The 17,775-nt window shown below is 75.8% G+C and carries 15 protein-coding genes and 1 pseudogene; 9 read left to right on the top strand and 7 right to left on the bottom strand.

The window, feature by feature from the left end; genetic code table 11:
- Nucleotides 1-63 precede the first annotated feature (63 nt).
- A complete protein-coding gene (locus tag ACF09E_RS14200) occupies nucleotides 64-1,308 on the top strand; it encodes a hypothetical protein (RefSeq protein ID WP_392205439.1) in 1,245 nt (414 codons plus the stop codon).
- Here ACF09E_RS14200 and ACF09E_RS14195 read toward each other — a convergent pair.
- Nucleotides 1,289-2,668, bottom strand: coding sequence for an SWF or SNF family helicase (locus ACF09E_RS14195; protein ID WP_392205438.1), 1,380 nt, complete (start codon nucleotides 2,666-2,668; stop codon nucleotides 1,289-1,291). The genes ACF09E_RS14200 and ACF09E_RS14195 overlap by 20 nt on opposite strands.
- Nucleotides 2,665-5,754 carry a DEAD/DEAH box helicase gene (locus tag ACF09E_RS14190; protein WP_392205437.1) on the bottom strand — a complete coding sequence of 1,030 codons (3,090 nt, stop codon included), beginning with the start codon at nucleotides 5,752-5,754 and terminating at the stop codon, nucleotides 2,665-2,667. The genes ACF09E_RS14195 and ACF09E_RS14190 overlap by 4 nt, the downstream gene beginning before the upstream one ends.
- A gap of 424 nt (nucleotides 5,755-6,178) precedes the next feature.
- Between ACF09E_RS14190 and ACF09E_RS14185 the strand changes: the two genes are divergently transcribed.
- A complete protein-coding gene (locus ACF09E_RS14185) occupies nucleotides 6,179-7,270 on the top strand; it encodes a fatty acid desaturase family protein (protein ID WP_392205436.1) in 1,092 nt (363 codons plus the stop codon).
- Between the two features lie 89 nt (nucleotides 7,271-7,359).
- Entirely contained in the window at nucleotides 7,360-7,905 is a 546-nt protein-coding gene (locus ACF09E_RS14180; RefSeq protein ID WP_392205435.1) for an MOSC domain-containing protein, read from the top strand.
- A gap of 102 nt (nucleotides 7,906-8,007) precedes the next feature.
- Here the strand turns inward: ACF09E_RS14180 and ACF09E_RS14175 are convergent, their stop codons facing one another.
- The 4 genes and pseudogenes from ACF09E_RS14175 to ACF09E_RS14160 form a co-directional block, all read right to left on the bottom strand.
- Nucleotides 8,008-9,078, bottom strand: coding sequence for a hypothetical protein (locus tag ACF09E_RS14175; protein WP_392205434.1), 1,071 nt, complete (start codon nucleotides 9,076-9,078; stop codon nucleotides 8,008-8,010).
- 138 nt (nucleotides 9,079-9,216) lie between these two features.
- A complete protein-coding gene (locus ACF09E_RS14170; RefSeq protein WP_392205433.1) occupies nucleotides 9,217-9,552 on the bottom strand; it encodes a hypothetical protein in 336 nt (111 codons plus the stop codon).
- A 132-nt stretch (nucleotides 9,553-9,684) separates the two neighbouring features.
- Nucleotides 9,685-10,170, bottom strand: a pseudogene (locus ACF09E_RS14165) (serine/threonine-protein kinase); the annotation flags it as partial.
- A gap of 172 nt (nucleotides 10,171-10,342) precedes the next feature.
- The gene (locus ACF09E_RS14160) at nucleotides 10,343-10,951 is read right to left on the bottom strand and encodes a class I SAM-dependent methyltransferase (protein WP_392205432.1); all 609 of its coding nucleotides are present in this window, start codon (nucleotides 10,949-10,951) and stop codon (nucleotides 10,343-10,345) included.
- Nucleotides 10,952-11,128: 177 nt separating this feature from the next.
- On the opposite strand from ACF09E_RS14160, the gene ACF09E_RS14155 reads away from it, so the two are divergent.
- Genes ACF09E_RS14155 through ACF09E_RS14135 form a run of 5 tightly spaced genes read left to right on the top strand, consistent with a single transcriptional unit; the run spans nucleotide 11,129 to nucleotide 16,572 of the window.
- Complete coding sequence (locus tag ACF09E_RS14155; protein WP_392205431.1) at nucleotides 11,129-11,956, top strand: MHYT domain-containing protein; 828 nt, start codon at nucleotides 11,129-11,131, stop codon at nucleotides 11,954-11,956.
- A gap of 54 nt (nucleotides 11,957-12,010) precedes the next feature.
- Nucleotides 12,011-15,100 carry a nitrate- and nitrite sensing domain-containing protein gene (locus ACF09E_RS14150; protein ID WP_392205430.1) on the top strand — a complete coding sequence of 1,030 codons (3,090 nt, stop codon included), beginning with the start codon at nucleotides 12,011-12,013 and terminating at the stop codon, nucleotides 15,098-15,100.
- Nucleotides 15,097-15,531 carry a roadblock/LC7 domain-containing protein gene (locus ACF09E_RS14145; RefSeq protein WP_361858069.1) on the top strand — a complete coding sequence of 145 codons (435 nt, stop codon included), beginning with the start codon at nucleotides 15,097-15,099 and terminating at the stop codon, nucleotides 15,529-15,531. The genes ACF09E_RS14150 and ACF09E_RS14145 overlap by 4 nt, the downstream gene beginning before the upstream one ends.
- Nucleotides 15,532-15,545: 14 nt before the next feature.
- Nucleotides 15,546-15,962: a DUF742 domain-containing protein gene (locus tag ACF09E_RS14140; protein ID WP_361858066.1), complete on the top strand. Its 417-nt coding sequence runs from the start codon at nucleotides 15,546-15,548 to the stop codon at nucleotides 15,960-15,962.
- The gene (locus ACF09E_RS14135) at nucleotides 15,943-16,572 is read left to right on the top strand and encodes an ATP/GTP-binding protein (RefSeq protein ID WP_392205429.1); all 630 of its coding nucleotides are present in this window, start codon (nucleotides 15,943-15,945) and stop codon (nucleotides 16,570-16,572) included. The genes ACF09E_RS14140 and ACF09E_RS14135 overlap by 20 nt, the downstream gene beginning before the upstream one ends.
- Nucleotides 16,573-16,704: 132 nt before the next feature.
- On the opposite strand, the gene ACF09E_RS14130 is transcribed toward ACF09E_RS14135, so the two are convergent.
- Nucleotides 16,705-17,130, bottom strand: coding sequence for a PPOX class F420-dependent oxidoreductase (locus tag ACF09E_RS14130; RefSeq protein WP_392205428.1), 426 nt, complete (start codon nucleotides 17,128-17,130; stop codon nucleotides 16,705-16,707).
- 175 nt (nucleotides 17,131-17,305) lie between these two features.
- Here ACF09E_RS14130 and ACF09E_RS14125 point away from each other — a divergent pair, with 175 nt between their 5' ends.
- Nucleotides 17,306-17,719, top strand: coding sequence for a roadblock/LC7 domain-containing protein (locus ACF09E_RS14125; protein WP_361858057.1), 414 nt, complete (start codon nucleotides 17,306-17,308; stop codon nucleotides 17,717-17,719).
- Nucleotides 17,720-17,775 lie beyond the last annotated feature (56 nt).

Raw genomic sequence — 17,775 nt, 5'->3', positions numbered from 1 at the left:
AGGCCGCTCCCCGCCGCCCTAAAAAGGTGGCCGCGGAGCCGCGGAGCGGCGAACCTTGAACCCGTGCCCCACCCGTCCACTCCCGCCCCGCCGCCCGACCGCCGCCCCGGGGAGCCCGAACCGCTCGGCCGTCCCGCCCCGCTGCCCGAAGCCCTCGACGGGTCCGGTCGAGCCGGCGAGTCGGGTCGATCCGGCGAGTCGGGTCGTTCCGGCGAGCCCGCCGAGTCAGACCGGATCGCCGAGCCCGGCGACTCGTCCCGTTTCGCCGAGCCCGCAGAGCCCGCCGAGCCCGCCGCTTCAGACCGGATCGCCGAGCCCGCCGACTCGACCCGGTACGGCGCGCCCTCCGAGCCGGATCGGACCGCCGAGTCCGCAGCGCCCGCCGGCTCGTCCCGTTCCGCCGAGTCCGCCGAGTCCGCCGACACCCCCGAGAGTTCCGGACCGTCCGGCGCGGCGGCCCCCTCCGACCTCCGCGGTGCCGGTGCGGACGCACCCACCGGCGCCGACACCGGTTGGTCCCCCCGCCTCGTCCGCCTCGGCGCGCCCCGTCCCGGACCGGCCGCCAGAGGTGCCCGCCGCTTCGGCGTGCCGCTCGTCCCGCTGCTCGTCGCCGGGCTCGTGGCGACGGCGTTCGTCGCCGCGCGCGGCGGGACCGAGCAGGGCCCGTCCGCGGGCGGGCGCCCCGGCGGGGACCGGATCGGGGTGCCGTCCCCGGTCGGTTCCGACGGAGGCACCGCCGAGGCCACCCCGCCGGCCGGCCGGGCGCCGGCCGCCACGGGGACCGCCGGCACCGGAACGGACGGCGGCCGTGCCGCCGACACGCCGACCGCGTCGCCGACCCGTACCGCCGCCCCGCGCCGGACGGGCGAGCCCCGGAAGGCCTCCTCGACACCCACACGGACCGGTGGCACCCCCGCCGCACCCCGGCGGACCCGCCCCGCGGCGCAGGGCGGCGGTTCGCCGCGCCCGGTCTCCTTCGAGGCGCTGCGCGTCGGCGAGTGCTTCGACATCGACCGCGGCGCGCCCGGCACGGCGGTCCGCCGGGCGTGCGACACGCCGCACCACGCCGAACTGGTCGCACGGCTCCGGCTGACCGGCCGCCACGCCACGGACACGGCGATCCGCGAGGCGGCCGCGGTGCTCTGCCGCGCACCCCTGCGCGTCAAGGCCGCGCGGCAGCCGATCGGTACGCGCTGGACCACCTTCGTCCAGTACCCGTACCGGACGAGCTACCTCCTCGGTTCGGACGCCGTCGCCTGCAGTCTGGCCGCCACCGGCGGCGGCACCCTCAGCCGGCCGCTCCAGTAGCCGCGGAGGACAGGGCCGTCGCCAGCGCCGTCGCCGGGTCGCGGTCCGCGGGCCCGGCGGGGGACCAGCGGGCACCGTCCTTGAGATAGGGCCACCAGCGCCCGTCCTCGCCGAGCCGCAGCTGCGCCTCCGCCCCCACCACCGTCCAGCGCGCGCCGGCGGACCGCCGGAGGACCGGACGCTCGTCGTCCTCCCAGGCCTCCGCGAGCCGCGCTCCGGCCCACGCGAGCGCCTCGGCGTCCGGCGTCCACTCCTCCTCCAGTACGGCGAGGGCGGCGGCGCCCCCGAACCGCCACGCGCGCGTGGCGAGGTCCATCTCCGCGCGCGTCCGGCCGGAACCCGAGGTCAGCCGTGCCGTGATCCACGGCACGGGGGAGCCCACGGCGAGCCGCACCGCGTCCTGGGCGACCGTCGGCGACGCCGGGGACACGCCGGACCCGCCCGCCGGAGTACGGACGTCCGGTACCCCGCTCGGCGGGGTTCCGCCGGCCGGGTCCCCGGCCGCCAGGGCCTCGACCAGCATCCGGTGCGCGCGGTCCGCCGCGTCCGACGCGAGGAACTCCAAGGCCGTCGGGTCGACGCCCGGCTCGGGGTCCGTCTCCGCCTCCAGGGACGGCGACTGGCCCGGCGCGGGCAGGGGGACCGGAGGCGCGGGCAGCGGCGGCACCAGGAATCCCGCCGCGTAGGCCTCTTCCGCCGACACGCCCGGCATCCCCCCGACCTGCCCGGCCGTCTCCGCGGCCGGCGCGTCCTCCGCCCCCCGACCCCCGCGCGCGGCCCGGGAGGCGCTGCGCTCCTGCAACTGGTCGAGGAGGAGGCGCTCGCCACGGCCCCGCACGAGGAGCAGGACGAACGGGTCCTCGTCGAGCAGACGGGCCACCTGGTAGCAGAGCGCCGAGGTGTGCGGGCAGTGGTCCCACGCCTCGCAGCCGCACTGCGGTTCGAGGTCGCCTATCCCCGGCAGCAGTTCGAGGCCGGCGGCCGCCGCGTCCTCCACCAGGTGCGGCGGCATCTCGCGGTCGAGGAGGGCGGCGATGTGGCCCGCGCTGTCGACCGCGAGGTCCAGCAGCCGCTCCCATTCCTCCGCCGAGAACTCCCGCACCAGGACGTCGCTGCGGTACGCGGTGCCGTCCGAATCCTGCACCACGGCGGTGATCCGCCCGGGCCGCACCGACACGGCGCCCACCGCTCCCGCGCGCGCGTGCCGCCGTCCGGCCTTGAGCTGCCGGCCGTCGAGCGCGGTGTCCTCCAGCGCCTTCAGCCAGGTCAGTCCCCACCAGGTCCGGGCGAAGGACCCGCCCCGCGCGGGCGGGAACGCCGCGAACGTCCGCTCGTCGCCCTCGTGTCCGTACCCGCTCATCGCGCGTCACCCCGCAGTCGTACGAGCTCCGCCAGCTCGGCGTCGGTCAGTTCGGTCAGCTCCGGCGGGGTGTCGCCGCCGGTGCCCAGGACGGTGTCCGCGAGCTCCCGCTTGCGGTCGAGCATGGCGGCGATCCGGTCCTCGACGGTTCCTTCGGCGATCAGCCGGTGCACCTGCACCGGGCGGTCCTGCCCGATCCGGTAGGCGCGGTCGGTGGCCTGGGCCTCCACCGCGGGGTTCCACCAGCGGTCGTAGTGCACGACGTGCTCGGCCCGGGTGAGGTTGAGCCCCGTACCGGCCGCCTTGAGGGAGAGCAGGAAGACGGGGACCTCGCCCGACTGGAAACGGGCGACCATCGCCTCCCGTTCGGCGACCGGCGTACCGCCGTGCAGGAACTGCGTCCGCACGCCGCGCGCCGCCAGGTGCTCCTCCAGGAGCCTGGCCATTCCCACGTACTGGGTGAACACGAGGGTGCACGCCCCCTCGGCGAGGATGGTGTCGAGGAGTTCGTCGAGGAGCTCCAGTTTGCCCGAGCGGCCCTCGATCCTCGGCCGGTCCTCCTTGAGGTACTGGGCGGGATGGTTGCAGATCTGCTTGAGCCCGGTCAGCAGCTTGACGACCAGACCGCGCCGCGCCATGCCGTCGGCCTCGGAGATCGCCGCCAGGGTCTCCCGCACCACCGCCTCGTAGAGACCGGCCTGTTCCGGCGTCAGGGAGACGGTCCGGTCGGTCTCCGTCTTCGGCGGCAGCTCGGGCGCGATGCCGGGGTCCGACTTGCGGCGGCGCAGCAGGAACGGGCGGACCAGTGCCGCGAGTCGGGCGGCGGCGGCCGGGTCCCGGCCTCCCTCCACCGCGGCGGCGAACCGGGTCCGGAACGCGCCCAGGGTGCCGAGCAGCCCCGGAGTGGTCCAGTCGAGGATCGCCCACAGTTCCGAGAGGTTGTTCTCCACGGGAGTGCCGGACAGCGCCACGCGTGCGCGTGCCCCGATGGTCCGCAGCTGCCGTGCCGTCGCCGAGTACGGGTTCTTGACGTGCTGAGCCTCGTCCGCGACGACGAGACCCCAGTTCCGCCCGGCGAGCCGCGGCGCGTCGAGGCGCATGGTCCCGTAGGTGGTGAGGACCACGTCGCCGTCGGCGAGTTCCTCCAGGTCGCGGGTCGCGCCGTGGAAGCGGCGCACCGGCGTGCCGGGCGCGAACCTCCCGATCTCGCGCTGCCAGTTGCCCATGAGGGAGGTCGGGCAGACGACGAGGGTGGGACCGGCGGAGGCGGGATCGGTCTGGCGGTGCAGATGCAGCGCGATGACCGTGACGGTCTTGCCGAGGCCCATGTCGTCGGCGAGGCAGCCGCCCAGGCCCAGCGAGGTCATCCGGTGCAGCCAGTCGAGTCCCCGGAGCTGGTAGTCGCGCAGCGTCGCGGTGAGCGCCGCGGGCGGGGAGACCTGCGGCCGACCGCCCTCCGGGTCGGCGATCCGTTCCCGCAGCCGCTCCAGCCAGCCGCTCGCCGCCACCTCGACGGGCCGGCCGTCGATCTCCGTCGTGCCGGTGAGGACGGCCGAGAGGGCTTCCACCGGGGTCACCGGGCGGCCCTGCCGGGAGCGGGCCCGGCGCACCTCGGCCGGGTCGACGAGGACCCACCGGTCGCGCAGGCGGACCAGCGGCCGCCCGGCCTCGGCGAGGAGGTCGAGTTCGGCGCGGGTCAGCTCCTGGTCGCCGACGGCGAAGCGCCAGTTGAAGCCGAGCAGGGCGTTCGCGGAGAGGAAGGACGGGAGGCCCGCGGCGGAACGCCCCTCGTCCGGCACCCCGTCGGGACCGGGCGCCGTGGCGTCGCCCCCTCCGGCGCCGGCCGTCCCGGCGGGTGATCCGGGGCCCGCGGGCCCGTCCTGGGCGCGGGCGGAGTCCGGTCCGTCCGTCGCGGCGCCGTCCAGGGGACCGATCACGGCACTGGCCGTGAGCCGGTCCGCGAGTTCGCGCGGCCAGTGCACCTGGACGCCCGCGGCGGCCAGAGCCCGGCCCGCCGTGCCGAGCAGTTCCGCGACGTCCTCGTCGTCGAGTTCGACGGTGTCGGGCACCGCCGCCGTGAGGAGCGGGGTGAGCGGCGGCCAGGCCCGGGCGGCGCGCCGCAGGGCGAGGAGGGCGTCCATGCGGACCCGGGGGCCGAAGGCGGCCGCCGTCCGGCCCGAGCCGGCCCACACCTCGGCCGCGTCCGCCACCAGGGTCGGGTCGGCGACCCCGCGCAGCTGGAGGACCGCGCGGAAGTCCGGAGCCTTCTCCGACTCGGCGGTGAAGCCCGGGAGTTCGAGCCGGAGCGAGAGCCGGACGCCCGCGTCGTGCACCGCCGCCACATCGGCGGCCCACGCCCGCTGTCCGGGGATCGGATGCGGCGCGTCGGCGGCGAAGGCGGGTCCGCCGGCGGCGAGCGGCGCGGCCGGTGTGCGGGGGAGGGTGTCCGCGACGGCGTCGGCGAACGCCCGCAGCAGCGCCTCGGGTTCGGGCAGCAGCAGCGGCTCGTCCGGTGAGAGGGGTGCGGCGTGGGCCTCGGGAGGCATCGAGGCCGCGAGCGTCCGCAGCGAGGCGAGCTCCTCGGGGCCGAGCGGACCGGCCCGCCAGGCGTCGAGGTCACCCGGGGTGAGGCCTGGTAGCAGCAGACCGCGGGAGACGAGGTCGAGGGCGAGGAGCGCGGCGGCGCCCCAGAAGGCGCTCGAAGGCGACGCGCCGTCGGAGAAGCGGGCCCGCGCGAGCAGCGGCAGGGCGTCCCGTACGGGGAGGACACGCGCGGGAACGGCCACCGGACGGAGGGTCTCCGCGTCGACGACCGTGATGTCGACGACGGTGCGGTCGGCGGTTCCGGCGGTGTCGCTGCCGGCGGGCTCGACGGTGTCGACGCCCGGGAGGTCGACGCCCGACATCTCGACGGTGTGGACACCGGCGGCGCCGACGCCCGCGGCGCCCGAGCCGGCACCGGTGTGCGGATCCGGGTCGTCGTCCTCCGACGACCAGAAGGCGATCAAGCCCGCGCGGGGCGGCTCGGCGGGGAGGAAGACGGCGGAGTGGCGGGCGAGTTCATCGGGTCCGTGCGACAGCGACAATGCATTCCTCAAATTTGACTACCTGACGTCCGAGCGGCCGAGGGTACCTCACGGCCCGGCCGAGACGCGGATGTTTCCGTGCGTGATCCACACCACACTCGCCTCCGGAGCCGGGGTCCCTCGCCGCCGGGGGTGGGGAACTCCCCACCCCCGGCCCCCGGCGCGCCCCCTCCCCGGGTCGGGTGGTGACGCCATGGCTCCGACAGGGCGCCGATCCGTACGTTCTCGGTGGGCGCCGGACCAGACGCGTCCACCGCCCCGGCACCGCGATCCGCCGCCCCGTCCCGCCCGCCACCCCGGTCTCCGGGACGCGACCACCACGCCACCACCACGCCCCGCGCGCGGCCGCCCCCCCCTCGACCGTGCCGCCGCCCCTTCCGGCGGTGGCACCGCTACTTCCGACCGACAGAAACCGGAGCCCGCCGTGTCCCAGGCCACCGTCCTGCCCCCGCCCGCCGCCGCGCCCGCCGCCGCGCCCGCCCGCGGTGGGGGCGGCAGCGAGTTCACCCCGCTCCTGCGGCTGGTCAGGTCGCAGGGACTCCTCGAACACCGCCCCGGCTGGTACGCCCGCGGGATCGCGGTCAACCTCCTCGGCATCGGCGCCGTCGTGGCCGCACTCGCCCTGACCGGCCCCTCCTGGTGGGCGCTGCCCCTCGCCCTCCCCCTCGCGCTGCTCTCGGCCCGTGCCGCGTTCGTCGGCCACGACGCGGGCCATGCGCAGATCACCGCGAACCGCAAGGCCGGCCGGATCCTCCAACTCGTCCACGCCAACCTCCTCCTCGGCATGAGCCGGGAGTGGTGGAACGACAAGCACAACCGGCACCACGCCCACCCCAACCACCTCGACAAGGACCCGGACGTCGCGGCCGACATCCTCGTCTTCGCCGAGCACCAGACGACCGGCCGCACCGGACTGCGGGGCTTCCTCACCCGGCACCAGGCCTGGTTGTTCTTCCCGCTGACGACGCTGGAGGGCATCGCGCTCAAGGTGTACGGCGTACGGGCCCTGCTCGCGGAGGACGGCCCCTGCCGCACCCGCCGCGACCGGCTGGTGGAAGGCGGCCTGCTCCTCGCCCACTTCGCCGGCTACACCGCCCTGCTCCTCGCCTTCCTGACCCCCCTTCAGGCGCTCGTCTTCGCCCTCGTCCACCAGATGCTGCTCGGGGTGCACCTGGGCATGGCCTTCGCCCCCAACCACAAGGGCATGGAACGGCCCGACGAGCACGCCGACGGTGACAGCTGGGGCCATCTCCGGCGCCAGGTCCTCACCTCGCGCAACATCCGGGGCGGCGCCCTGACCGACTGGTTCCTCGGCGGCCTCAACTACCAGGTCGAGCACCACCTCTTCCCGAGCATGCCGCGACCCCACCTGCGCCTGGCGCAGCCGGCCGTCCGTGCGCACTGCGCTGCCCTGGGCATTCCGTACACGGAGACCGGCTTCGTCGACTCGTACCGCCAGGCCCTCGGTCATCTGCACGACGTGGGGGCACCCCTGCGCTCCGAGGCGGCCGAGTAGGGTCGCAGACGGTCACACCCGATGTGATCATCGGTTCGGCGGGCCGGTGCTCCGGCCCGCCGGGGAGCGGAGAAGGGGAACCCCTCGCCATGAGCGACGGCACGGTCACCACCGTCAGCAGCAACGGCACGTACACGTTCACCAAGCCCAACCGGGCGGGCATCACCCTCCTCGCGGGGCTCGGGGTGGAGGGCGACGTCCACGCGGGCGTGACGGTCAAGCACCGGTCCCGCGTCGCCCAGGACCCCACCCAGCCGAACCTGCGCCAGGTCCACCTCATCCACGCGGAGCTCTTCGACGAGGTCGCGGGAGCGGGCTTCGAGGTCGCCCCCGGCGACCTCGGCGAGAACGTCACCACCCGGGGGATCGACCTCCTCGGCCTGCCGACGGGCGCGCGACTGCACCTCGGCGCGGAGGCGGTCGTCGAGATCACCGGCCTCCGCAACCCGTGCGCCCAGATCGACGCCTTCCGCCACGGACTGCTCAAGCAGGTGCTCGGCCGTGACGAGAAGGGAGACGTCGTGCGCAAGGCCGGGATCATGGGAGTCGTCCTGACCGGTGGCGACGTGCGCCCCGGCGACCCGATCCGAGTCGAGCTGCCGGTCGGCCCGCACCGGCCTCTGGAGAAGGTCTGACCCGCGCGCCACGGATGGCGGAGACCGCTACGCGCCTGGGGAGCGGTGGAGAACCGTAGCCGCCCCGGGGGCGGTGGAGGACCGTAGCCGCCCGGGGCGCGGTCAGGTGGGTCGAACGGCCATCGCGTCGAGCCCCTCCAGCAGCGCCGGCAGCCGCGGGCCGCGGGCCACCGGCATGACCTCGCCCGGCAGCTCGTCGAGGAGCACGAAGGCCATGTCGTCGGGCCGTGCCACCAGCGACCAGCCGGGGCCGTCCGCGCGCAGCGTCCGTACGCCGCCCTCCGCTTCGGTGCCGGAGGACCGGACCCGGCCGACCGGCGGGGGCTCCTCCAGGTAGCCGCGGAGCTGGTCGAGGGCCCGGCGGACTCCCGCGTAGGGGTCGGAGGCGGCGTCCGCGGCCGGGGCCGCGCCGGACCGGTCCGCTCCCGCGGCCTCGGCGGCGGGGGGAGCCTGCGGCGCCGGGGCGGGCGTGGCCCGTGCGCGGGACGGCCTCTCGAACCAGGTCATGGGCCTGGCCGCGGCCTCGCCCGGTACGGCCGCGGGTGCGGCGGCCGGCGCGTGCGTCGCGGACCGCTCGGGCGGGGTGGCGGTCGGGGTCGGGGCCACGCTCCCGGGCGGCTCCGGCGTCCGGCCGCCGGCGGACGCCGGAGCTGTGGCCGACGGCTCGTCGTCCGTCACCTGGCTGCGCCAGGCGGCCCAGTGGCGCCCCACCTCGTCGGCGCCGAGACGCCGCTGCGCGGGCCCCCAGACGTCGCCGGACGGCGGTACCAGCGGGGCGGGATCGCCTTCCTGGGGTCCCGGGTCGTGCGGGTCCGGCACGCCGGGCGCGCGGGTGACCACCTCGAGGGGCCAGCCCGGCAGCCCGGCGACCACCGAGTCCTCGTCGGGCGACAGGTCGTAGGCCATGCCGCAGTCCCAGGAGGCGATGGCCACGGCGACGAGCGACACGTCGTCGACGACCACCGTCCAGCGGGCGCCGAGCCCGTCCTGGCCGAACACGAGGCCGTAGCCCTCCGCGTGCGGCCGGAGTCCGAGGGCGGCGCAGGCCGCCGGGTAGTCGTCGCCGAGGACGCTCGGGAAACGCGCGGGCGTCAGCAGTGCCGCGGTCAGCACGAACAGCGCGTCGGCAGCGCCCTCGACCTCGGCCTCGGCGATCGGGTCCGTCCCAGCCACGCATGCCTCCCCATCTGGTTGTCGGCGCACCTTAACCAGTGAGTAGGGAGGCCTGTCCAGAGCCGCGCGTCGTGACCTGCATCGCCGTGCGGCCCGGCCCGGGACTCCCGCGCCCGCGTCCGCTCCGGTCCGTGTCCGCTACGCGTCGGCCGCCGGGCGGGGCGCCGGCCGCTCCCGCAGACCGAGCAGCGAGCGGGCCACCGTCCTCGGTGACTCGTTCCGCTCCCGGGCGAGGGTGAGGAGCGCACGGCAGGCGAGTTCGTTGACCCCGAACGACAGCATCCCGGGGGAGACGCGGCTCGCCGCCTCCTCCGCCCGTGCCGGATCGTCCTCGGCGCAGGCGGCCACGTACTCGGCGGCGGCCTCGAAGAGGTTGTGCCCCTGCCGGGGGCGCGGTGGCGCCGGCGGAGCCGCCTCCGGTGCCCGCCGGGCGGACGGAAGGAGCTTGCGCAGTCTTTCGGGTACCCGTGCCACGCCGCACCGCCTCTCCCGGGCACGACTGCCCGGCACGATCCACGGTAGTCAGTGAAGTGCCGCGAAAGAAGGGTGCGTTGAGGCCGTTCGGGAAGCCCGGGGCGGCTCTGCCGGTCCTGGCCGCGCCCCGTGGATCGCCGCGATGCCGAAGTCGGTGAGGACGGGCTGTCCGCCGGGCCGGATGAGCACGTTCGGCGGTTTGACGTCCCGGTGCTGGATGCCCGCCGCGTGCGCCGCCCGCAGCCCCCCGAGGATTCCGCGTCCGAGTGTCGCGGCCTCGCCGGCGCCGCGGTCGAGGCGGTCCTGGAGCGAACCGCCGGGCACCAGTTCCATGACGAGCCAGGGATACGTGCCCTCGCCGCCGTCCACGATGTGATGGACGGTCACCACGTGGGGGTGCGCCACGCGCGCGAGTGCCCGGGCCTCGCGCGGCACCCGGACGCGGAGCTCGCTCGCGCCCCCGGGGTCGTACTCGGCCGGCGAGGGGTCGGGCGGGCGTACCTCCTTGAGGGCCACGTCCCGGTGGAGGGCGAGGCCGCGCGCCCGCCACACGGTGCCCATGCCGCCCCCGCCGAGCCGTTCCACCAGCTCGAACCGGTCGTCGACCACCCGCGCCACTCACAGCCCCCTCCGCCGGACCGCCGGTCCGTTCCGACTCTGCCACATCGGGAGGGCGGCTCCGGCCGGATCGGGGAGGGGGCACACCGCCCGTTCGAAGGGATGCGCCAAGAGCCCCGCGGGGTCGCATCGGCGTTCGGGCGCACGGGTGGTGGCGCGATCGGCCGGGTCCTCAGGACTCCCGGACGGCCAGGGCCAGGTAGCGCGCGTCCTCGTCGACGTACCGCACGAGCCGCCAGCCCGCCTCGCTGAGTACGGTGCGGAGGCGGGGCTCCGCACGCAGGTCGTCCGGGGTGATCGTGCGGCCGTGGCGGGCCGCGAGGGCGGCCCGACCGATCGGATGGAAGAGCGCGAGCCGGCCCCCGGGCCGTACGGCGCGCGCGAGTTCGCGCAGATCGGCGACGGGGTCCGCGAGGTGGGAGACGAGCCCCGCCCCGAAGACCGCGTCGAGGACGCCGTCGCGGACCGGCAGCCGTCCGACGTCGGTGAGCAGGAGCGCCGCCGTGCCCTCCGTGCCGCCCCGCCCCGCGGCGACCGCCCGTTCGAGCATCTCGGGCGTGAGGTCGGCGCCCAGCACGGTGCCGGACGGACCGACGGCGGCGCGGAGCGGGGTGAGGGCGCGCCCGGTGCCGCAGCCCGCGTCGAGTACGGCGTCACCCGGGCGCAGGCCGAGCTCCTCCACCGCGGCCGCGTAGGCGGGGCCGTCGTCGGGGAAGCGGCTGTCCCAGTCGGCGGCGCGGGCGCCGAAGAACTCTCGGACGTGTGTGGGGTCGTCGGTCATGAGCCCATGATTCCGCACCCGGAGGAGTGACCGCCTCATGTGAACATGTTGTGCGCACTCGCTGCGTACACGTTCGAGCGCGGTGCGATCGTTCGGGATCAGCTCCCTGTCATATTCCATCAGCTTTCGAAATGCGCCCCAGATGCGCCCCCTGATGCGCACTAGCGTCCCGGAGCCATGGGACACCTGGACCACGCCACCTTCGGCTGGCTGACACCTGCACTGTCGTACGCGATGGCCTGCGTCGGCGCCGCCCTCGGGCTGCGCTGCACGGTCCGCGCGCTCGACGCGACCGGCCGCTCCCGCCGCAACTGGCTGCTCACGGCCGCCTCGGCGATCGGCACCGGCATCTGGACGATGCACTTCGTGGCGATGCTCGGCTTCGGCGTGACCGGCACCGACATCCGCTACGACGTCCCGCTCACCATCCTCAGCCTGGTCGTCGCGATGGCCGTCGTCGGCGTCGGCGTGTTCGTCGTCGGCTACGGACGGGACCGGGTCCGCTCCCTCCTGATCGGCGGACTCACCACCGGGGTCGGCGTGGCGAGCATGCACTATCTGGGGATGGCCGCCCTCCGGCTCCACGGCGAGGTCCGCTTCGACCCGCTGCTCGTCGGACTCTCCGTGGTCATCGCCGTCGTCGCCGCCACCGCCGCCCTGTGGGCGGCCCTCCACATCCACGCGCCCGCGGCCGTCGCCGTCGCCTCGCTCGTCATGGGCGCGGCCGTCAGCAGCATGCACTACACCGGCATGCTCGCCGTGCGGGTGGACGTGGCCCCCTCCGCCGCGCCCCTTTCCGGCGCCACCGTCATGCAGTTCATCTTCCCGCTCGCCGTCGGCCTCGGCTCCTACCTCTTCATCACCTCCGCGTTCGTCGCCCTCTCGCCGACGGCCGGGGAGCGGGCGGCCTACGCCTCGGCGGGCCGCCTCACCGACGAGCGCGCGGTGGACGTCGCACCCCCCGGCTTCCACCCCGCGCCGCCCCTCCGCACGCCCACGAGCTGAACCCGACCCCGCGCGCCGCGCACCAGAGACCGTCGCAGCCGGAACGAGGAGGCCATGCGAACTCCCCGCAGGACCAACGACGCAGAGGCGCCGACGCCGCCGTCGGCGGCCGCGCGCGGGCGGCGCGCACACGCCGGCCCGCCCGCCGACGAGCAGGGCGGACCCGCCCCTGACACCGCCGTGCGCACCGCCGGCGCGGGACACGCGGCGGGCCCCGCCCCGGGGGCGCGCGCCCTCCTCACCACCGGCCGTACCACCGGCGGTCCCTCCCCCGCCGCGGCGCACGGCCCCCGAACCCCCGACCGCCCGCGGCGCGGCCTGCGGCCCCGCACCGTCCGCGCCAAGATCGTCTCGCTGCTGATGGTCCCCGTCGTGTCGCTCCTCGCCCTGTGGGGCTTCGCCACCGTCACCACCGCCCAGGACGTCGCCCGCCTCCGCCAGCTCCAGCGCGTCGACGCCGAGATCCGGCTGCCCGTGACGGAGGCCCTCGCCGCCCTCCAGGACGAACGGCGGGCCGCCGTACGGCAGGTCGCCGCGCCCGGCGCCACCCGGTCGGCCGAGCTCAAGGACCGCATCCGCCGCACGGACGAGGCCGTCGACCGCCTCCGGCTGGACGACACCCACACCGTCGGCGACACGGGAGACCTCCCCGCCGGAGTCGGACAGCGGGTCAGCGCGTTCGTCGGCAAGGTCGCCGGCCTCGCCCGGCTCCGCACCGCCGCCGTCGACGGCCGCGCCGACGGCGACCAGGTGTACGAGGAGTACACCGCGGCGGTCTCCGCCGCCTTCGCCGTCGGCGGTGCCCTCACCGGCATCCAGGACACCCGGCAGGGCTCCGACGCGCGCGTGCTCCTGGAATTCGGCCGGGCCGGCGAGATGCTGGCCCGCGAGGACGCCCTCCTCACCGTCGCCCACCTCACCGGCCGGTTCACCGACGGGGGACTCCGCGCCTTCTCCGGCGCCGTGGAGACCCGCCGCACCCTCACGGCCTCCGCCACCGCCGACCTGCCCGCCGCCGACCGCGCCGCCTGGGACCGGCTCGCCGCCGGCGGCGACCACACCCGCCTCACCCGGGCCGAGGACCTGATCCGCGCCGCGAGCCCCGGCCGCCCCGCGGCGCAGGCCGTCCCCAGCGCCGACTGGGACGACACCCTCGCCGCCGTACGCGCCGGACTCACCGCGATCGAGACCGACGCCCGCACCGCCGCGGCCGACCGGGCCGACCCCGTCGCCGGCGGAGTCCTCACCGCGGGCGGCGCGGCGGTGGTCCTCGGCCTCGCGGCCGTCGCCGCCTCCCTCGTCATCTCCGTCCGCATCGGCCGCGGCCTGGTCGTCGAACTCGTCAGCCTCCGCAACACGGCACTCGGCATCGCCCACGGCAAACTCCCCTCCGCCATGCGACGGCTGCGCGCGGGCGAGGACATCGACGTCCAGGCCGAGGCCCCGCCCGGCACCCTCTCCCAGGACGAGATCGGCCAGGTCGGCGAGGCCCTCACCACCGTCCACCGAGCCGCCCTCTCCGCGGCCGTCGAGCGCGCCGAACTCGCCAGCGGCATCTCCGGCGTCTTCGTCAACCTCGCCCGGCGCAGCCAGGTCCTCGTCCACCGCCAGCTCAACCTGCTGGACAGCATGGAGCGGCGCGCCGACGACCCCAACGAACTCGGCGACCTGTTCCGGCTCGACCACCTCACCACCCGCATGCGGCGCCACGCCGAGAGCCTCATCATCCTCTCCGGCGCCGCCCCCGGCCGCGCCTGGCGGATGCCCGTCCCGCTCACCAACGTCGTCCGCGCCGCCGTCTCCGAGATCGAGGACTACGCGCGCGTGGAGGTGCGCCGGCTCCCCGAGACGGCCGTCGTCGGCGGCGCCGTCGCCGACCTCACCCACCTCCTCGCGGAACTCATCGAGAACGCCGCCCAGTTCTCCCCGCCCCACACCAAGGTCAGGGTCAGCGGCGAGCCCGTCGGCAACGGGTACGCCCTGGAGATCGAGGACCGCGGGCTCGGCATGGGCAAGGAGACCCTCGCCGAGGCCAACGCCCGCATCGCCCAGTCCGAGGCCCTCGACCTCTTCGACAGCGACCGGCTCGGCCTCTTCGTCGTCAGCAGGCTCTCCTCCCGCCACGACGTCAAGGTCCAGCTGCGCACCTCCCCGTACGGAGGTACCACGGCCGTCGTACTGCTCCCGACCGACCTCCTCCAGGGCGCCCTGCCGCCGGGCGGGCCCGCGGGCCCGCCCGGTCACGATGCCGACACGCCGCCCGCCGGAACCCCGAGGGCGCGCGATCCCCGCACGCCCGTCGCCGGCCGGGAAGAGCCCGGCCCGGACCACCGGCAGAGCGGCGACGAACAGACCGCGGGCGACCGGCTCGACGGCGGCTTCCGTCCCGGCCGCCCCGGCACCGACCCGCGTACGGACGCGGCACGCGCCGCACGCGAACGCGAAGAGGCGCAGCGCGCCGAGGCCCGCCGCTTCGGCCGCCCCCAGGTCGCCCGCCCGCCCGCGGAGTCCGGCCCGCCCACCGCCGAAGCCGGCGCTCCCACCGGACCCGTCCCCGCACCCCGTAGGACCGCCCCGCAGCCGACGGGCGGTCCGCGCCCCGGCACACCGCCCGGAGCGGCGAGCGGCTCCCGGCCGCCGGTCCCGCCCCAGGCGCCCGCGTCCCCGCGCCCGCAGCCCCTGCCGCGCCCGACCGTCGTGCCCGCCCTCGCACCGCCGCCGGAACAGGGGCCGCCACCCGCCGGGGTCACCGAACTCCGCCGCCGAGGCCCCTCCGTACCGCCGCCGGCACGGGAGCGGCAGCCCGGCACGCCCGCGGGAGGAACCGGCCCCGGGCCCCGGCACGCCGGACATGACGACGGGGCCGAGGGCGAACTGCCCCGCCGGGTGCGCCAGGCCAGCCTGGTTCCGCAGCTGCGCGAGGCACCCGCCCCGGAGCCGCTGTCCGTGCCGGCCGATCCGGGCCCGGCGACCCGCACCCCCGAGGTGGTCCGGGACCGGATGGCCGCCTACCGCGACGGCTGGCGGCGGGGCGGCGGCGCGGCCCCGGGCAGCAGGCGCCCCCTCGGCCCCGGCACGGGCCACGAACCCGGTCACGGCATCACCCCCCTCGACGACCCCCGCCCCGAAGGAGACCAGCCATGATCGACCACGAGAGGATCTCCCACCATCGGTCCGGCGAGCTCGACTGGCTCCTCGACGACCTCGTCATGCGGGTCCGGGAGGTCCGCCACACCGTGGTGCTCTCCAACGACGGACTCGCCGTCGGAGCCTCCAACGGCCTCAGCCGCGAGGACGCGGAGCACCTGGCTGCCATCGCCTCCGGCTTCAACAGCCTCGCGAAGGGAGCGGGGCGGCAGTTCGGGACCGGCGGCGTCCGCCAGACCATGGTCGAGATGGACGACGGCTTCCTCTTCGTCGCCGCCGCGGGGGACGGGTCCTGCCTCGCCGTCCTCAGCGCGGTGAGCGCCGACATCGGCCTCATCGCCTACGAGATGGCCCGCCTCGTCAAACGCGTCGGCGAGCACCTGCACACCCCGCCGCGGCTCACGGTGACCCCGCCGGCCGCCGGCTGACCCGGAGAAGGCCCATGAACGAGGAGAGCACCGGCGGCGGCCCGTCCGTGCCGGGCAGTCAGTGGTACGACGCCGACGCCGGACCGCTCGTGCGCCCGTACGCGATGACCGGCGGCCGCACCAGGCCCGGGCCCAGCAACGTACGGTTCGACCTCATCGCCCTCGTCGTCGTGGACGACGATCCGCCAGGACCGGCCGAGGAGTCCCTCCTCGGTCCCGAGCACCGGTCCCTGCTCGCGCTGTGCCGGGCCGAGACCCAGTCCGTCGCCGAGCTCTCCGCCGACGCCGACCTCCCCGTCGGCGTCGTCCGGGTCCTCCTGGGCGACCTGCTCGAATCGGGCTTCGTACGGGTCAGCCGACCCGTACCGCCCGCACAGCTCCCGGACGAGAGAATCCTGAGGGAAGTAATCGATGGTCTACGAGCGCTCTGAGAGCACCGGCGCGGACGACGGCGGGGACGGCGGATCGGACAGCACCGCCCTCGCCCTGAAGATCCTGGTCGCCGGCGGATTCGGCGTGGGCAAGACCACGCTCGTGGGCGCGGTCAGCGAGATCCGGCCGCTCCGTACCGAGGAACAGCTCAGCCGGGCCGGGGAGGCGGTCGACGACACCGGGGGAGTCGACCAGAAGACCACCACGACCGTCGCGATGGACTTCGGCCGCATCACCATCCGCTCCGGGCTCTCCCTGTACCTCTTCGGGACCCCCGGCCAGGACCGCTTCTGGTTCCTCTGGGACGAGTTGTCGCAGGGCGCCCTCGGGGCCGTCGTGCTCGCGGATACCCGGCGGCTGGAGGACTGCTTCCCGGCCGTCGACTACTTCGAGCACCGGAAGATCCCGTTCGTGGTGGCCGTCAACTGCTTCACGGGCGCGCGTACCTACGGCGCGGCCGACGTCTCCCGCGCACTCGACCTGGACCGGGGCACCCCCGTCGTGCTGTGCGACGCGCGCGACCGCGACTCCGGGAAGGAGGTGCTGATCCGGCTCGTCGAGTACGCCGGACGCATGCACACGGCGCGACTCCTCGACACGGTCGGCTGAGCGGCCCCGTGCGCCGCGGATCCCGATGCGCACGGCGAGTCCGATCCACACGGTCGATCGGGCACGGCGGAGTCCAATCGGCACGGTGGCCCGATGCGCACGGCGGGGGGGGGCTTGTCGGCCCCGCGGTCCCTAGTCGGCCACGCCGGCCTGGGCGACGACCTTCTCGATGCGCACCCGGACGAGGAGTTCGCCCGGGACCGCGTTGCGCTCCCCGAACTCGTCCGCCCGGTCCTCGCCCATGTAGCGGGCGCCGATGCGGCCGGCCCAGCGGCGCAACTCCTCCGGCTCCTCGCTCAGTCCGGCTCGTCCGCTGAGCGAGACGAAGGCGAACGGCGGAGTGTCGTCGTCGACGCACAGCGCGACCCGCCCGTCGCGCGCGAGGTTGCGCCCCTTCACCGTGTCCTTGCCCGTGTTGAACACGAGGTCGTCCCCGTCCAGGAGGAACCAGATCGGCACCACGTGCGGACTTCCGTCCTCGCGCACGGTCGCCAGCTTGCCGGTACGGGTCCCCTCGGACACGAAGGTCCGCCACTGATCGTCGGTCATCCTCGTCATGGCCCCATCCTGCGCCACACGCGGGCACGGCGCAGTCGGCACGCGCGGGCGTGGTGCAGTGCTTGCCCTGTTCACGACAGTGCGTAAGGCTTGCGGCGATACGGCGGACCACTGCGGTACGGGACCACGGGACAGCCGGGTCACCGGGCCGCACCACCCAGGGGGAGGACCACTGATGGCGTTGGACAAGGGACTGGACTGGCTGCTCGACGACCTGACGCAGCGGGTCGGTTTCATACGGCACGCCCTCGTGCTGTCGAACGACGGCCTGGTGACCGGCGCGAGCAGCGGACTCGCCCGTGAGGACGCCGAGCACCTGGCAGCCGTCTCCTCGGGCCTGCACAGCCTGGCCCGGGGTTCCGGCCGGCACTTCAGGGCCGGTCGGGCGCGGCAGACGATGGTGGAGTTCGACGAGGCGCTCCTCTTCGTGACCGCGGCGGGCGAGGGCAGCTGCCTCTGCGTCCTGAGCGCGGCGGAGGCGGACGTCGGTCAGGTGGCCTACGAGATGACGCTGCTGGTCAACCGGGTCGGCGAGCACCTCGGCGTGGCGGCGCGCCAGCCCGGGCACCCGGAGGGCGGCCTGTTCTGACGGCCGGGTTCCAGGCGGGCCTCCAGGGCGGGCCGGGGTTGTCCACAGACGGTTGT

This window comes from Streptomyces sp. NPDC014891, assembly GCF_043081085.1.
Taxonomy (GTDB): Bacteria; Actinomycetota; Actinomycetes; order Streptomycetales; family Streptomycetaceae; genus Streptomyces.
Note: the sequence above shows the minus strand (reverse complement) of the source record. Positions and strands in the feature narration are given on the sequence as shown.

What these genes read in the sequence shown, in the direction of transcription:
- ACF09E_RS14155 (WP_392205431.1), top strand. Translation starts at nt 11,129, where the DNA reads ATGGGACACCTGGACCACGCCACCTTCGGCTGGCTGACACCTGCACTG.
- ACF09E_RS14140 (WP_361858066.1), top strand. Translation starts at nt 15,546, where the DNA reads ATGAACGAGGAGAGCACCGGCGGCGGCCCGTCCGTGCCGGGCAGTCAG.
- ACF09E_RS14130 (WP_392205428.1), bottom strand. Translation starts at nt 17,130, where the DNA reads ATGACGAGGATGACCGACGATCAGTGGCGGACCTTCGTGTCCGAGGGG.
- ACF09E_RS14125 (WP_361858057.1), top strand. Translation starts at nt 17,306, where the DNA reads ATGGCGTTGGACAAGGGACTGGACTGGCTGCTCGACGACCTGACGCAG.
- ACF09E_RS14145 (WP_361858069.1), top strand. Translation starts at nt 15,097, where the DNA reads ATGATCGACCACGAGAGGATCTCCCACCATCGGTCCGGCGAGCTCGAC.
- ACF09E_RS14150 (WP_392205430.1), top strand. Translation starts at nt 12,011, where the DNA reads ATGCGAACTCCCCGCAGGACCAACGACGCAGAGGCGCCGACGCCGCCG.
- ACF09E_RS14135 (WP_392205429.1), top strand. Translation starts at nt 15,943, where the DNA reads ATGGTCTACGAGCGCTCTGAGAGCACCGGCGCGGACGACGGCGGGGAC.
- ACF09E_RS14180 (WP_392205435.1), top strand. Translation starts at nt 7,360, where the DNA reads ATGAGCGACGGCACGGTCACCACCGTCAGCAGCAACGGCACGTACACG.
- ACF09E_RS14160 (WP_392205432.1), bottom strand. Translation starts at nt 10,951, where the DNA reads ATGACCGACGACCCCACACACGTCCGAGAGTTCTTCGGCGCCCGCGCC.
- ACF09E_RS14195 (WP_392205438.1), bottom strand. Translation starts at nt 2,668, where the DNA reads ATGAGCGGGTACGGACACGAGGGCGACGAGCGGACGTTCGCGGCGTTC.